This is a genomic window from Pseudonocardia sp. ICBG162 (assembly GCF_020496225.1).
GTDB lineage: Bacteria > Actinomycetota > Actinomycetes > Mycobacteriales > Pseudonocardiaceae > Pseudonocardia > Pseudonocardia alni.
This window is the reverse complement of sequence record NZ_JAHLJD010000013.1, coordinates 1,147,439-1,162,968: the sequence shown is the minus strand read 5'-3', so window position 1 is coordinate 1,162,968 and position 15,530 is coordinate 1,147,439. Positions and strand designations below refer to the sequence as shown.

Here is a 15,530-nt window from a genome sequence, read left to right as displayed (position 1 = left end):
GGATCGGGCACCGTCCCGGTCGCCCACCGTCGCGTCCGGTGCCCGATCCGTGATCACGCGTTCGCGTTCGCGACGGAGGGGTCCGGTTCCGGTGTGGGGGGTGGCGCCGGTGGACAGGGTGGCCGGATGGAGCTGCGGGACCTGCTGCGTGCACAGGCCGGTGTGGTGACGACGACGCAGGCCGTGGCCTGCGGGGTCTCGGCCCGGTCGGTGTACCGCCGGGTCGCGGCGGGCCACTGGTGGACCCCGCTGCCCGGGGTCCACCACGACCGGACGCACCCGTACGGGCCCGAGGCCCGGCTGCGCGCGGTGTCGCTGTGGGCGGGTCCGGACGCGGTGCTGCACGGGCCGGCCGCGGCCTGGTGGCACGGGATCCTCGACGCCGCCCCGGTGGTCGCCGGGGTGACGGTGCCGCGGCGGACCCGTCGCGCCGTGCGACCCGGGGTGCGGGTGCGCCGCCGGGACCTGCACCCGGCCGACCGGGGTGTGCGCCGCGGTGTCGGGGTGACGGCGCGGCCACTCACAGTGCTGGAGACCGCCGTCGCGCTGCCGGACGGCGCCGCGCTGCTCGACCGGGCGCTGCAGCGCGGAATGATGTTCGGTGCGCTGCACGCGGCTTGGTGCCGGATGAACGGGGCCACCGGCGCGGCTCGGGCGAGGGAGCTGCTCGTCGCCGCTGGGGACCGGGCCGGGTCCGGTGCCGAACGGCGGCTGATGCGCGTGCTGCGGGAGGCCGGTCTGACCGGGTGGGTACGGGCCCACCGGGTCGGCCCCTACGAGCTCGACCTCGCCTTCCCGGCCGAACGGGTCGGCGTCGAGTTCGACGGGTGGGCGTGGCACAGCGACGTCGCGCGGTTCCGCAACGACCGGCGCAAGGGCAACGTCCTGGCCGGCCACGGCTGGACGATCCTGCGGGTGACCTGGCACGACCTCGACACCGCACCCGGGCGGGTCGTCGCCGAGATCCGCCGCGCACTCCGGCTCGCCACCGGGTGATCACGGATCCGGCACCGTCCGCGTCGGTGAGCGACCGGATCGGTGCCCGATCCGTGATCACGGGGGCGGCGACCGGCGTGGGACGGCGAACGACTACGTTCCGGGGCCCATGCGGTACGGAGCGTGGGTGACGGCGGTCGTAGCGGGACTCCTCCTGGCCGGATGCGGTGGTGTCGCCGCCGGGCAGGAGCAGCAGCAGGCGGTGAACGAGCCCGTCGACGGGGCGATCACCCGGGTCGAGGTCGACTCCGACGCCGGGGCGCTGCGCCTCGTCGCGGGGGAGAAGGCGTCGGTCGAGCAGGACCTGCGGTGGACCGGCGACGCCCGCCCGCAGGTCGAGCAGAAGGTCGACGGCGGCGTCCTGCGGGTCACCGTCCGCTGCCCGGACCAGGGCAGCGACCGCTGCCAGGCCGGTCTCGTGGTGACCGCGCCCGCCGCGTCGTCGGCGCTGGTCGACCTGCGTGCGGGCGGCATCGAGGTCCAGGGACTGACCGGGGCACTGGACCTGACGTCGTCGGCGGGCGAGGTCAGCGTCACCGGTGCCGGACCGGGCGACGTGCGGGCGAGGTCCAGCGCCGGCGCGGTCGAGCTGACCTTCGCCGCGGCGGCCGCGGACGTGACCGCGGAGTCCAGCGCCGGCGGTGTCGAGATCCGGGTTCCGGTGGGTCCGGCCTACGAGGTGACCGCCGAGACCTCCGCCGGGTCGACCGAGGTCGGCGTCCCCGACCAGCCCGGTGCCGACCACCGGATCACCGCGAAGAGCAGCGCGGGCGGGGTCTCGGTCCTGCCCGCCCGCTGAGGCGCGACACGCCGGGGCGCACCGTCGGCCGGACGGCGTCCGCCCGCAGGTAGGGTGACCGGGAAATCCATACCGCGACGTGGCCCGACGGGGACGTCGCCGCACGTGGGGACATCTCCTGCAGTGCGGTCTCAGGCCCTGACCGGGACCCGGGACCCGGCACGGTACCCGCGACGAGACCGGAGACCGCATGAACCCGACGCGGCCGGAGGCCCAGGGCAGGCCCGACGACCCGAGCGACGAGCCGGCGCCGGATCACGGGCGAGGCACCCAGACCACCAGCGCGCGCGCTCCCGAGCCCGCACCGCTGTCGGTGCACGGCCCGGCCCGCGTGATCGCGGTGGCGAACCAGAAGGGCGGCGTCGGGAAGACGACGTCGACGATCAACCTCGGGGCCGCGCTCGCCGAGTACGGCCGCAGGGTCCTGCTCGTCGACTTCGACCCGCAGGGCGCGCTGTCGGTGGGGCTCGGCGTGCAGCCCCACCAGCTGGAGTCCACCGTCTACAACCTGCTGATGGAACGCGGCGTCGAGGCCGACGAGGTGCTCCAGGACACCGGCGTCGAGAACCTCGACCTGCTGCCGTCGAACATCGACCTGTCGGCGGCCGAGGTCCAGCTCGTCACCGAGGTCGGCCGGGAGCAGGCACTCGGCCGCGCCCTCAAGCGGTTCCTGCCCGACTACGACATCGTCCTCATCGACTGCCAGCCGTCGCTGGGCCTGCTGACGATCAACGCGCTCGCCTGCGCCGACGAGGTCCTCATCCCGCTGGCCTGCGAGTTCTTCTCGCTGCGCGGCGTGGCGCTGCTGATGGACACCATCGACAAGGTCACCGAGCGGCTCAACCCGGACCTGCGCCTGCTCGGCGTGCTCCCGACGATGTTCGACACCCGCACGCTGCACACCCGTGAGGTCCACGACCGCGTGGTGGAGGCGTTCGGGGACAAGGTGTTCGACGCCGTCATCAACCGGACGATCAAGTTCCCGGAGACCACGGTCGCCGGGGAGCCGATCACGACGTGGGCGCCCACGTCGTACGCCGCGGAGGCCTACCGGATGCTCGCCCGCGAGGTCATCGCCCGGTGACGCTGCTCGCCGACGGTGCACCCGAAGGTCTGGGCGACGGTCTCGACGACAACGACGTCGCCGCGCCGCGGACCCGGCGCTTCACCGTCCGGCTGTACAACTTCGAGGGCCCGTTCGACCTGCTGCTGCAGCTGATCGGCAAGCACGAGCTCGACCTCACCGAGATGGCCCTGCACAAGGTCACCGACGACTTCATCGCCCATCTCACCGACCTCGGCGACGATGCCGACCTCGACGAGATCACCGAGTTCCTGGTCGTCGCGGCGACCCTGCTGGACCTGAAGGCCGCGCGGCTCGTGCCCGGCGCCGAGGTCGACGACGAGGACGACCTCGCCCTGCTCGAGGCCCGTGACCTGCTGTTCGCCCGGCTGCTGCAGTACCGCGCCTACAAGGAGGCCGCGGCGCTGTTCGTCGAGCTGGAGAACGGTGCGATGCGCCGCTTCCCGCGCTCGGTCGCGATCGAGGACCGCTACGCCGACCTGCTGCCCGAGGTGCTGCTCGGCGTCGACGCGCAGGCCTTCGCCGAGCTCGCCGCTGCGGTGTTCCGGCCCCGCCCGCCCGACGAGGTCGGCGTCGACCACCTGCACGCGGTGCACGTGTCGGTGCCCGAGCACGCGGCGATCCTGCGGGAGCGCCTCGCGCTCGCCGGGACGGCCACCTTCGCCGACCTGACCGCCGACTGCGTCGCGACGCTGGAGGTCATCGCCCGGTTCATGGCGCTGCTGGAGCTGTACCGGGAGCGCTCGGTGGCCCTGGAGCAGCCGGAGGCGTTCGCCGACCTGACGGTCACCTGGACCGCGGACCGCGAGGACGACCCGGTCGCCTACGCCGCCGCGCTGGAGGACGAGGCCGCCGCCGCCGAGGAGGCGGTCCGGGCGCGCAACCGGCGCCGCCGGAAGAGGAACCGCGTCGACGAGTCGGTCGCGTCCGGCCCCGGCTCCGCCCCTGACCCCGCCGCCGACTCCGATCCCGACTCCGATTCCGGAGCGGCCCAGGAGGCTCGGGACGCGGACCTGGACGACCCGGATACCGACCTGGACGATCCGGATACGGACCTGGACGACCCGGACGCGGACCTCGACGACCTCGGCGGTCCGGACTCCGACCTCGACCGCCCGGACGACCCGGACCTGGATCCGGTCGGCCCGGACGCGGACCTTGACGGTCTGCACGTGCTCCATCCCGACCCCGACGACGAGAGGACCGGAACCACCGGTGACTGAGCCGGACGACCGGCCGGGCTCCGACGACCCGGAGGACCCGTCCGAGCTGCTGCGCCTGATCGGCCGCACGGTGCCGCGCAGCCCGCACGCCACCGCGTCGCCGCAGGTCGCGCCGGGCGCGGAGGACCGAGCCGCCCCGGAGCCGCAGGGCCCGCCCGCGGCGGCCGACGAGGACGCGACCACCGCCGACGCCGAGCTCGCCCGGACCGCGGAGCCCGCCGACGACATGGACCCGTCGGCCGACAGCGATGGCGCCGCGGCGGATGGCGTCGTTGCCGATGGCGTCGTTGCCGATCGCGCGGCTGCCGACGGCGTCGCTGTTGATCGAGCCGGGGCGCATCACACCGATACCGGCGCCGAGCCCTCTGCGGGTGCCGAGCCCGCCGCCGACGCCGGTCCCGCAGCCGACGCCGAGCCTGGGGCGGCCGACCCGGCCCGCACGGAGTCGGCGGCCACCGGGGCGACCGAGCCGCACACCTCGGAGCAGCCCGAGCCCGCCACCGCCACACCGGTGGCGCCCCGCCCGGGCCATCGAGACGCACGTTCCGGCCCTGCGGAGGGCGGAAACGTGCATCTCGATGGGATCGGAGACCCCGCCGTCGGCGATGCCGCGACCGCCGACACGTCGGCGGACCATCGAGCGCTGCGAAACGGTGCTCGCGACGACGCATTCGCAACGCTCGCCGCCCAGGACGACCGGTCCGAGCGCCCCGGCGGGCGCGGCTCCGGCCACCTCGACCCGGCGACCGAGCCTCCGGGGCCGGGGACCGGTGACACGGCGGCAGCCGGGAGGACCGGAACGACCGGCGCCGCGGTCGGGCCGGAGAACGTGGCCGAGGCGGAGAACGCAGCCGAGCCGGAGGGCCCGGCCGGCCTGAAGGCCCGCGGAGTCGAGGACCCCCGAGCCGAGGACCCCCGAGTCGAGGACCCCCGAGCCGAGGACCCCCCAGCGGAGGAACCTGGAACAGAGGAACCCGGAACCCAGGACGAGCCGGAACCCGAGGAGCCCGAGTTCCACGAGCTCGCCGACGACACCGAGCTCGAGCACGCCCTGGAGGCGCTGCTGCTCGTCGTCGACGCCCCCGTCGACGAGCCGTCCCTGGCCACGGCGCTGCACCAGACGCCGTCGCGGATCCGGCAGACGCTGCACCGGATGTCGCTGGCCTACACCGCCGACCGGCGCGGCATCGACCTGCGCCGCGCGGGGGAGGGCTGGCGGTTCTACACCCGCGACCGCTACGCCCCCTACGTCGAGAAGATGCTGATGGACGGCCAGCGCGCCCGGCTGACCCGGGCCGCGCTGGAGACCCTCGCCGTCGTCGCCTACCGCCAGCCGGTCACCCGTGCACGGGTCTCCGCGGTCCGCGGCGTCAACTGCGACGGCGTGCTCCGCACCCTGCTCACCCGGGGACTGGTGGAGGAGGCCGGCACCGAGGAACACACAGGGGGGACACTGTTCCGGACGACCGAGCTGTTCCTCGAACGGCTCGGGATCTCCTCCGTGGCCGAGCTGCCCCCGCTGGCACCGCTGCTGCCCGACATCGACGCGATCGACGACCTGGAAAGCTAGGCACCATGAGCAACACACACGACCCCGACGGCGTCCGGCTCCAGAAGGTGCTGGCCCGCGCGGGCGTCGCCTCCCGGCGCGCGGCCGAGGACCTCATCGCGCAGGGACGCGTGCAGGTCGACGGCGAGACCGTCCGCGAGCAGGGCCGCCGGATCGACCCGGACACCGCGGTCGTCCACGTCGACGGCGCCCGGGTCACCCTGCGCGACGACCAGGTCTACCTGGCGCTGAACAAGCCGTTCGGGCTGCACTCCACGATGTCCGACGACCTGGGCCGGCCCTGCGTCGGGGACCTGCTCGCCGACCGCGTCGAGATCATGAACACCGCGCAGCGGCTGTTCCACGTCGGCCGGCTCGACGCCGAGACCGAGGGGCTGCTGCTGCTCACCAACGACGGCGAGCTCGGCCACCGGCTGATGCACCCGTCCTACGAGGTGCCCAAGACCTACCTCGCCGAGATCGAGGGCAAGATCGCCCGCGACCTCGGGCGACGGCTGCGCGACGGCATCGAGCTGGAGGACGGCCTCGCCCGCGTCGACTCGTTCAAGCTCGTCGACGCCCTCCCCGGCCGGGCCACGGTGGAACTGGTCCTGCACGAGGGCCGCAAGCACATCGTGCGCCGGATGCTCGCCGAGGTCGGCCACCCGGTGCAGCGCCTGGTCCGGACCCACGTCGGGACCGTGGCCCTGGGCAACCAGCGTCCCGGCAAGCTGCGTCCCCTCGACCGCGTCGAGGTGGGCTCCCTCTACAAGGCGGTGGGGCTCTGATGGCCGTACGGGCCCTGCGGGGCGCGACCCAGGTCGACGCCGACGATCGCCAGCAGATCCTCGACCGCTCCGCCGAGCTGGTCACCGCGGTGCTGGAGCGCAACGAGCTGGTGTCCGACGACATCATCTCGATCTGGTTCACCGCCACCCCGGACCTCACCGCCGAGTTCCCGGCGTACGCGGCACGGCTGCTCGGGCTGACCGACGTACCGCTGATGTGCGCCACCGAGATGTCGGTGCCCGGCGCGCTGCCGCGGGTGCTGCGGCTGCTCGCCCACGTCGACACCCCGAAGCCGCGCTCGGCGATGCGGCACGTCTACCTGCACGGGGCGCGGGCGCTGCGCACCGATCTGCCCCAGTAGGACACCCCGCCCCGTCGTGGCGGGGGCCGACCGGCGACAATGCCGGACGCAGCAACTCGAACACGGTGGGGGAACAAGGTGGCCTTGCGGGGCGTCGTCGCGATGGACGGTCCGTCCGGGACGGGCAAGTCGACCGTCTCCCGACGGCTGGCGCAGGCCTGCTCGGCGGCCTATCTGGACACCGGTGCCATGTACCGCGCCGCGACGCTGGCCGCGCTGCGCGCCGGCCTGGGCGAGGGGGCGGCGGAGGACGAGATCGCCCGCGCCGCCGTCGGGGCCCGCCTGGAGTCGGGCACCGACCCGGCCGCCCCGACGATCACCCTGGACGGCGAGGACGTCTCCGGCCCGATCCGCGGCCCCGAGGTGACCGGGTTCGTCTCGGCCGTCTCCGCGGTGCCGCAGGTCCGGGCCGAGATGGTCGCCCGCCAGCACGCCCTGATCCGCGCGGCCGTCGAGAGCGGCGGCGGGATGGTCGTCGAGGGGCGCGACATCGGTACCGTGGTGGTGCCGGACGCGCCGCTCAAGGTCTACTTGACGGCGTCGCCGGAGGTCCGCGCGGCGCGGCGCGGGCGGCAGGACGAGAAGGCGGGCCGCAAGGCCGACCTGCACGTCACCCTCGCCGACGTCGAACGCCGGGACCGGCTCGACTCGTCGCGGCGGGTCTCCCCGCTCTACGCGGCGGCGGACGCGCTGGTGCTCGACACCGACCACCTGTCGGCGGACGCGGTGCTGGCGAAGCTGCGCGAGCTCGTCGCCGCGCGGGGGCTGGACGGGTGAGCCGGGCGCGTGCGCTGCCGGAGCACGCTCTCGGGTGGCTGCACGACCTCGGCCGCTGGATCGGCACCTGGCTGTGGGTCCCGTTCTTCCGGGTGCGGATCCGGCACCGGGAGCGGATCCCGGCGACCGGTCCGGTGGTGCTCGTCGCGAACCACAGCGCGTTCGTCGACGGACCTCTGCTGTTCGGCATGTTCGGGCGCCGCGTGGTGTTCCTGGTGAAGGCGGAGATGTTCTCCGGGATCGTGGGGACGCTGCTGCGGTGGTTGGGGCAGGTGCCGGTGCGGCGTGACGTCGTCGACCGGCGGCCGCTGACGACCCTGCTGGAGGTCCTGCGCGACGGCGGCATGGTCGCCGTCTTCCCGGAGGGCACCCGCGGCACCGGCGAGATCACCGCGGCCCGGCAGGGCGCGGCCTGGCTGGCCCGCTCGGCATCGGCGCCGCTGCTCCCGGTGGCGGTGCGCGGCACGCACCGCCCGGCGGGTGCGGCCCGCCGCCTCCGCCCCCGGGTGGACGTGCTGGTCGGCGACCCGCTGCCGGCGCCGACGGCGCCGGGACGGGACGGCCTGGCCGCCGCGACCACCGAGGTCACGGAGGCCCTGCGGACACTGGTCCGCGAACTGGACAACGAACACAGGCAAGTGACACGGCCCGACGCGGCCGGGGACGTGAGAGAGCAGTGAGCGAGTACAACAGCGGCGTCGAGATCGGTGACGCGGCCGACCGGGCCGAGATGGACCGGCTCGGGCTGGACCCGACCGAGTTCGTCGCCGTCGACGAGGACGGTGTCGTCACCGCCGGGATCGACCCCGACGAGATCCTGGCGACCCCGACCCTGGCCGTCGTCGGCCGCCCGAACGTCGGCAAGTCCACCCTGGTCAACCGGATGCTGGGCCGCCGCGAGGCGGTCGTGCAGGACGTGCCGGGGGTGACCCGCGACCGCGTCGTCTACGACGCGCTGTGGAACGGCCGCCGGTTCAAGCTGATGGACACCGGTGGCTGGGAGCCCGACGCCGCCGGCCTGCAGGGCTTCGTCGCCCGCCAGGCCGAGACCGCGATGCGCATCGCCGACGCGGTGCTGCTCGTCGTCGACGCCTCGGTCGGCGCCACCGCGACCGACCAGGCCGTCGCGCGGGTCCTGCGCCGCGCCGACGTGCCGGTGATGCTGTGCGCCACCAAGGTCGACGACGACCGGCTCACCTCCGACACCGCCGACCTGTGGCGGCTCGGGCTCGGCGAGCCGCACCCGGTGTCCGGCCTGCACGGCCGCGGCTCCGGTGACCTGCTCGACGCGATCCTGGAGATCCTCCCCGAGACCCCGCGCGACGACTTCGGCGCCTCCGGGGGCGGCCCGCGCCGCGTCGCGCTCGTCGGCAAGCCGAACGTCGGCAAGTCCAGCCTGCTGAACAAGCTGGCGGGCGAGGAGCGGTCGGTCGTCCACGACGTCGCGGGCACCACCGTCGACCCGGTCGACTCCCTGGTCGAGCTCGACGGCCAGGTGTTCCGCTTCGTCGACACCGCCGGCCTGCGCAAGCGGGTCAAGATGGCCTCGGGCATGGAGTACTACGCCTCGCTGCGGACCAGCTCCGCGATCGAGTCCGCCGAGGTCGCACTGGTGCTGATCGACGCCTCCGAGCCGATCGCCGAGCAGGACCAGCGGGTCCTGACGATGGTGGTGGAGTCCGGGCGCGCCCTGGTCATCCTGTTCAACAAGTGGGACAAGGTCGACGAGGAGCGCCGCCACCAACTCACCCGTGAGCTGGAGCGCGACCTGATCAGCGTGCGCTGGGCGGAGCGGGTCAACGTCTCCGCGCTGACCGGGCGGTCGACCCAGCGGATCGCGCCCGCGCTGAACCGCGCGCTGGAGTCCTGGGACACCCGGGTGCCGACCGGGCGGCTCAACCAGTGGCTCAACGACCTCGTCGCCGCGACCCCGCCGCCGGTCCGCGGCGGCAAGCAGCCGAAGATCATGTTCGCGACGCAGGCGCAGACCCGCCCGCCGACGTTCGTGCTGTTCACCAGCGGCTTCCTCGAGGCGGGCTACCGGCGCTTCGTCGAGCGCCGGCTGCGCGAGGAGTTCGGGTTCGGCGGCACGCCGATCCGCGTCTCGGTCCGGGTCCGCGAGAAGCGCTCCCGGAAGAAGTGATGCGGGCCCTGCGCGGCCGTCCCGGTGCCCGGACCTGGGAGGTCGACGAGATCGACACCCCGGTCCCGGGCCCGGGGGAGCTGCTCGTGCGGGTCCGGGCGGCCGGGGTGAACCGGGCCGACCTGCTCGCGCTGGGTGGCGGCTATCCCGTCCCGCACGCCGACGACGACGGTTCCTTCACCGCGGGCATGGAGCTCGCCGGTGAGGTCGTCGCCGCCGGTCCGGGCGTCACCGGCGCCCCGGGCCGCGGGCCGGGGGACCGGGTGTTCGCGTCCGCGCCCGCCGCGTTCGCCGAGTACGCCGTCGTCGACGCCCGCCGCGCACTGCCCGTCCCGTCCGGGCTGACCTGGACCGACGCCGCCGCGCTGCCGGTCGCGCTGGAGACCGCGCACGACGCGCTGGTCACCCAGGCCGGGTTCGGCGCCGACGGCGGCGCCGTCCTCGTGCTCGGGGGCAGCACCGGGGTCGGCCAGGTCGCGATCCGGCTCGCCGCCGCGCTGGGCGCCTCGCCGGTCCTCGCGACGACGACCTCGCCCGCCAAGCGCGCCGCGCTCATCGACGCCGGGGCGGTCCCGCTCGTCGGGGTCGACGCGCTGGGCGACCTCGACAGGCCCGTCGACGTCGTGCTGGACCTCGTCGGCGGCGACCACCTGGCCGCCGCCCTGCCCGCCGTGCGGATCGGCGGGACCGTCGTGCAGATCGGCCGGCTCGCCGGGCCGACGGCGACACTGGACCTGAACACCCTGTCCTTCCGCAGGCTCCGCCTGATCGGCACCACCTTCAGCGTCCGCACCGCCGACGAGCGGGCCGCCGTCGCCGCCGCGCTGACGCCGGTCCTCGGCCTGGTCGGCGACGGCCGGGTGCGCGCCACCGTCGACCGGGTCGTGTCCCTGGACGACGCCCCCGGCGCCGTCGCGCACCTGCGCTCCGGCGGGGCCGTCGGCAAGGTCGTGATCGAGGTCGCCGGATCGTGACGCCGCGCCTGTAACCACCGGCGCCGCCCCGACGAGTGCCCGGGCGTGACGGTGTCGAGGTGACGGTGTTCGAGCGGCTCTGGGTGTGGCGTGTGCGCGCCGCCTGCGAGATGGCGCTGGCCCTGTGCGGCGGCGACGAGCTCGTCGACGACGCCCGCACCGAGGCCTCCTGGTACGCCGACCTACTGCACCCGTGGGACGGCCGGGGCTGCGAACCCGACGCCCGCATCCACGCCTGGCTGTCGATCCTGCTCGCCCGGCGCACCGTCGCCGCGGGACCCCTGGAACGGTGACGACACCGTCACTATCGTGGCCGGGCGTGAGGGAGACACCGGCCGAGGTGTTCCACGGCCGAGTCGCGGAGCTGGACCTGCTCGCCGACGCGCTGCGTGACGCCGTCGCCGGCGGGGCCTCGGCCGTGCTCCTCGGCGGCGACGCGGGGGTCGGCAAGACCCGGCTGGTGTCGGAGTTCGGCCGCACCGCGACGAGCGCCGGCGCGGTCGTGCTGTCCGGCCGCGCGCTGGACATCGCCGACGCCCCGCCGTTCTGGCCGGTCGTGTCCGCGCTGCGCGAGCAGTCCCGCACCCGCGGCGCGCTGGGCCGGGAGTGCGCGGCCGCGCTGTCCCGGCTGGACCGCGCCGACGGGCCGGCCGGGCGGGTCGAGATGCTGGGCGAGCTGGCCGCCGTCGTCGAGCGGGCGGCCCGCCGGGCACCGGTGGTGCTCGTCGTCGACGACCTGCACCGCGCCGACCGCTCCACCCGCGACCTGTTCGCCTACCTGCTGGCGGCGCTGTCGTCGTCGCCGGTGCTGCTGGTCGGCACCTACCGCGACGACCCGGCCGGTGGGGTCCCGATCGACCTGCTCGGGCTCACCGGGGAGCTGCGCCGCCACCGCGGCGTGCGCTTCGCCCGGGTCGAGCCGCTGCCCCGGCACGAGCTGGCCGAGCTGGTCGCGCAGTGGGCACCGGAGCGCCACGACGTCGAGGACCTGGTGTGGCGGCACTCCGGCGGGAACGTGTTCCTGGCCCGCGAGACCGTCCGTGCCGTGCTCGACGGCGACCCGCGCGGCGTGCCGCAGACCGTCCGCGAGCTGGTGCGCGCGGGCGCCGCCGGGCTGTCGACGGGGGCGGTGGAGGTCGTGCGGGCCGTGGCGGCCGGGGTCGGGGAGGTCGAGCACACGCTGCTGGCCGCCGTCGTCGACGTCGACGGGCCGGAGCTGGCCGCGGCCGTGCGGGAGGCGGCCGACGCCGGGTTCGTCGTCGTCGCCGGTGCCGACGGCTACACGCTGCGGCACGGCCTGATGACCGAGGTCGTCTCCGCGGACCTGCTCCCCGCCGAGCGGGTCGAGCTGCACGGCCGCTACGCCACCGCGCTGCACGGCGGCCACCGTGTCCCCGGGTCGGCGGCCCGCCTCGCGCACCACTGGCAGCTCGCCGGGCGCCCGGACGAGGCGCTGGAGGCGACCCTCGACGCCGCGCAGGAGGCCGAACGGCTGCGCGGCTACGCCGAGGCGCACCGGCACTGGCTGCGCGCGGCGACGCTGCCGGTCCCCGACGCCGTCCGCGACCGCAGCCGCTACCTGGAGCAGGCCGCGTCCGCGGCGGCCCTGGCGGGCGACCACGGCTCGGCCGTGGCGCTGCTCGCCGAACGGCTCGGCGAGCCCGACGCGCCCCCCGGCACGGAGCAGGCGGTGCTGCGTTCCCGGCTCGGGCGCTACCTCGGCGCGGCGGGCCAGCTGGCCGAGGCCGAGGAGGCCTACCGGCGCGCCGTCGCCACCCTGCCCGCCGGCGACGACCCGGCCGACACCGCCGTCGCCGCCCGCGCCGAGGTCCTCGCCGGGTACGCGGCCGCGCTGCTCGACCGGGCCGACTACGCCGGTGCCCGCGCCGTCGCCGAGGACGCGCTGGTCGCGGCGCGCCGGGTGGGGGAGCCGCGGGCACTGGCGTCGGTGCTGGCGACGCTCGGGTTCGGTGCCGCGCACTCCCGCGACGGCGCCGCCGGGCTCGACGCGCTGACCGAGGCCGTCGCCGTCGCCGAGGCCGACGGCGACCCGGAGACGCTGGGGGAGTGCCTGGCCCGGCGCGCGGAGCTGCTGACCGGCCCGCTCAACGCCCTCGACGACGGCGTCGCCGCGGCCCGGGCGGGCGCCGAGCGGATGGCCGGGCTGGGGCTGGGCCGGACCGCGTCGGTGTCGCTGCGGGTGGTGGCGGCGAACGGGATGTTCCGCGCCGGTGCCTGGGACGAGGCCGAGCGGGAGGTGGCGACGGCGTGGTCGGCCGCCCCGTCCGGGGCGCAGATGCTGGAGCTGCGCCTGGCCCGCGCCCGGCTGCGGATGGGCCGCGGCGACCTCGACGGGTCCGACGTCGACCTCACCGCGGCCGAGCTCGTCGCCGGGTCGACGGGCCTGCCCAAGCAGCGGCTGCCGCTGCTGATCCTGCGGGCCGGGCTGGAGATGTGGCGGGGCAACCCGGAGCTGGCGTTCGCCCACGTCGGGAAGGGGCTCGACGTCGTCGAGTCCGGCATCGACGACGTCTTCGCGGTCGCGCCGCTGCTCTGGCACGGTGCCCGCGCGCACGCCCAGGCCGTCCTCGCCGGACGTCCCCCCGACGCCAGCGGGCTGCGACGGCTGCGCCGCCACCGGCGCGACCTCGTCGACCGCGGGGACCGCTCCGCCCCCGCGCTGCGCGGGGTGATCGCGAGCTACGAGGCCATGTGCTCCGCCGAGGACGCCCGGATCACCGCCGGGTCCGACCCGGGCACCTGGCGGGGCGTCGCCGACCTGCTCGACGGCCTCGGCCAGCCCTACCCGGGCTCCTACGCCCGGCTGCGCAGCGCCGAGGCGCTGCTGGCGGGCCGGCGCACCGAGGACGGCACCGCGGACCTGCGCCGCGCCGCCGAGCTCGCCGCGGGCCTGCGGGCCGGTCCGCTGCTCACCGAGATCGCCGAGGTCGCCCACCGGGCCCGGATCGAGGTGCCCGAGCTCGCCGCGGTCGCGACGGACGGTCATGCCCCAGTCGCCGTGGACGGCCCGCTGGCCCGGCTCACCGACCGGGAGCGGGAGGTGCTGGAGGTCCTCGCCGACGGCGCCACCAACAAGCAGATCGCGGCCCGGCTGTTCATCACTCCGAAGACGGTCGGCGCCCACCTCGCCTCGGTCTTCGCCAAGCTCGACGTCACCAACCGCACCAGCGCCGCGGCGGTCCTCCGCGAGCACCGCACCGACATCTAGGTCATTCGCCCTGTACCTTCGCCGGGCCCGCTCGACCAGGCTGATCACCGGATCGAGCGACACGGAGGCAACGATGACGGCCACCATCGAGACGCCCTCCGGTGAGGGCACGGCCCCGGCGGGCCGGGCGCGCGTCGCTGCGCTGCTCGCGACGCCACCGGAGACGATCGACGGCGTCGTCGCGCACCTGGAGCACCTCCAGGAGATCCTCGAGTGCGAGTACGGCCCCGGCGACGGCGTCGCCTCGTTCAACCGGCTCTACCTGCGCATCACCCGCGGCATCCGCGACCAGCTCGACGACGACCTGTTCGCCGACCGGGACTTCCTGGTCCGGCTCGACGTCGAGTTCGCCCGCCGCTACTTCCGGGCCCTGCACGCCGAGGCGACCGGGGGGACCCCGCCGCGGTCCTGGGGGGTGCTGCTGGAGCGCCGCCACCACGAGCGGATCTCCCCGGCGGAGTACGCGGTGGTCGGGGTGAACGCGCACGTCAACTTCGATCTGGCGCCCGCGGTCGTGCGTACCTGCACGGTCCTCGGGCGCAGTACCCCCGGCCCGGCCGAGCGGGCCGACTACCGGGCCGTGAACGACGTGTTCTCCCTGCACATGGTCCGCCTGCTCGACGGCTTCGACCGGAAGGAGCCCGGCGAGATCTCGCTGTCCGAGCAGCTGCTCGGCTGCGTCGCCGACGTGCCGGTGGTGCTGGCCCGCGACGTCGCCTGGCGGCAGGCCCTCGAGCTGTGGGAGCTCCGCTCGCGGCCGATGGAGTACGAGAACGAGGTCGCGGCGCTCGACCGCCGGACCGCGCTCCTGGGGCGTGGCCTGCTCACGCTGGGAGCCCTGACGTGACACCCGCCCGAGTGGGGGGCGGGCGGGTGTCACACCCCCGGCCGGTGGCGGTCGCGCCGCTCGGGACGGTGCTGATCATCGACGACCACGAGCTCGTCGGGTCGTCGCTGGCGCTGGCCCTGCGCGCCGAGGGCGAACCGGCCTCGTTCCGCCCCGCCCACTCGCACGTCGACGTGCACCGCGCGATCGCCGGGGTCGAGCCCGGACTGCTGGTCCTCGACCTCGACCTCGGCCGCGACGCCGAGGGCCGCCGGATCGACACCATCCCGCTCATCCCGGGGCTGCGCGCCCAGGGGTGGCGGGTTCTCGTGCTCTCGGGCAGCTCCAGCCCCACCCGCATCGGCGCGGCCCTGCACCAGGGCGGCTTCACCTGGGTGTCGAAGACGGCCTCGATGCCCGCACTGGTCGTCGCGATCCGGGAGGCCCGCGTCGGGCGGTCGCTGCTGCACGCCTCCCACCGCGACGAGCTCGTGCAGCGCTACGTCGAGTGGGACCGCCGTCAGCGCGCCGTCCGCGGACGCATCGCGACCCTGACCCGCCGCGAGCGGGAGGTCCTCGAACTGCTCGCCGGTGGGGTGCGGGCGCACGCCATCGCCGAGCACTTCGTCGTGTCGCTCCCGACGGTCCGCACGCAGGTCAGGGCGGTGCTCGCGAAGCTCGACGTCGGGTCGCAGCTGGAGGCCGTCGCGCTCGTGCGCAGCGTCGACGCCACGGACGACACCCCCGGTGGGGTGCTGCCGTGGGTACGGTAAGGTTCTA

Annotated in this window: 14 protein-coding genes and 1 pseudogene; all 15 read left to right on the top strand. The window is 75.4% G+C overall.

What is annotated here, in order from left to right:
- Positions 1–126 precede the first annotated feature (126 nt).
- Positions 127–996, top strand: coding sequence for a type IV toxin-antitoxin system AbiEi family antitoxin domain-containing protein (locus tag KPL60_RS08455; RefSeq protein ID WP_226365465.1), 870 nt, complete (start codon positions 127–129; stop codon positions 994–996).
- A gap of 127 nt (positions 997–1,123) precedes the next feature.
- On the top strand, positions 1,124–1,795 hold the full coding sequence (locus tag KPL60_RS08450) for a DUF4097 family beta strand repeat-containing protein (protein WP_226365464.1): 672 nt from the start codon (positions 1,124–1,126) through the stop codon (positions 1,793–1,795).
- A gap of 190 nt (positions 1,796–1,985) precedes the next feature.
- Complete coding sequence (locus tag KPL60_RS08445) at positions 1,986–2,879, top strand: ParA family protein (RefSeq protein WP_178375001.1); 894 nt, start codon at positions 1,986–1,988, stop codon at positions 2,877–2,879.
- Between the two features lie 2 nt (positions 2,880–2,881).
- Positions 2,882–3,745, top strand: a pseudogene (locus KPL60_RS08440) (ScpA family protein); the annotation flags it as partial.
- A gap of 349 nt (positions 3,746–4,094) precedes the next feature.
- Positions 4,095–5,672 carry an SMC-Scp complex subunit ScpB gene (gene scpB, locus KPL60_RS35075; protein WP_374228614.1) on the top strand — a complete coding sequence of 526 codons (1,578 nt, stop codon included), beginning with the start codon at positions 4,095–4,097 and terminating at the stop codon, positions 5,670–5,672.
- 5 nt (positions 5,673–5,677) lie between these two features.
- Positions 5,678–6,439 carry a pseudouridine synthase gene (locus KPL60_RS08430; protein ID WP_226356530.1) on the top strand — a complete coding sequence of 254 codons (762 nt, stop codon included), beginning with the start codon at positions 5,678–5,680 and terminating at the stop codon, positions 6,437–6,439.
- A complete protein-coding gene (aroH, locus tag KPL60_RS08425) occupies positions 6,439–6,801 on the top strand; it encodes a chorismate mutase (RefSeq protein ID WP_020622138.1) in 363 nt (120 codons plus the stop codon). Before KPL60_RS08430 ends, aroH begins: the two co-directional genes overlap by 1 nt.
- Positions 6,802–6,903: 102 nt before the next feature.
- Entirely contained in the window at positions 6,904–7,578 is a 675-nt protein-coding gene (gene cmk, locus KPL60_RS08420; RefSeq protein WP_226366053.1) for a (d)CMP kinase, read from the top strand.
- Positions 7,575–8,258: a 1-acyl-sn-glycerol-3-phosphate acyltransferase gene (locus KPL60_RS08415; RefSeq protein ID WP_226356532.1), complete on the top strand. Its 684-nt coding sequence runs from the start codon at positions 7,575–7,577 to the stop codon at positions 8,256–8,258. Before cmk ends, KPL60_RS08415 begins: the two co-directional genes overlap by 4 nt.
- 50 nt (positions 8,259–8,308) lie before the next feature.
- Complete coding sequence (der, locus tag KPL60_RS08410; RefSeq protein ID WP_226356727.1) at positions 8,309–9,721, top strand: ribosome biogenesis GTPase Der; 1,413 nt, start codon at positions 8,309–8,311, stop codon at positions 9,719–9,721.
- Complete coding sequence (locus KPL60_RS08405) at positions 9,721–10,695, top strand: zinc-binding dehydrogenase (protein ID WP_226365463.1); 975 nt, start codon at positions 9,721–9,723, stop codon at positions 10,693–10,695. Before der ends, KPL60_RS08405 begins: the two co-directional genes overlap by 1 nt.
- A 59-nt stretch (positions 10,696–10,754) precedes the next feature.
- Positions 10,755–10,988 (top strand): hypothetical protein, encoded by a 234-nt coding sequence (locus tag KPL60_RS08400; RefSeq protein WP_226356534.1) that lies wholly within the window; start codon positions 10,755–10,757, stop codon positions 10,986–10,988.
- A gap of 26 nt (positions 10,989–11,014) precedes the next feature.
- Entirely contained in the window at positions 11,015–13,924 is a 2,910-nt protein-coding gene (locus KPL60_RS08395; RefSeq protein WP_226365462.1) for a LuxR family transcriptional regulator, read from the top strand.
- A gap of 73 nt (positions 13,925–13,997) precedes the next feature.
- A complete protein-coding gene (locus KPL60_RS08390) occupies positions 13,998–14,771 on the top strand; it encodes a DUF5995 family protein (protein WP_226356536.1) in 774 nt (257 codons plus the stop codon).
- 44 nt (positions 14,772–14,815) lie between these two features.
- Positions 14,816–15,523 (top strand): response regulator transcription factor, encoded by a 708-nt coding sequence (locus KPL60_RS08385; protein ID WP_226356537.1) that lies wholly within the window; start codon positions 14,816–14,818, stop codon positions 15,521–15,523.
- The last annotated feature ends 7 nt before the right edge of the window (positions 15,524–15,530 follow it).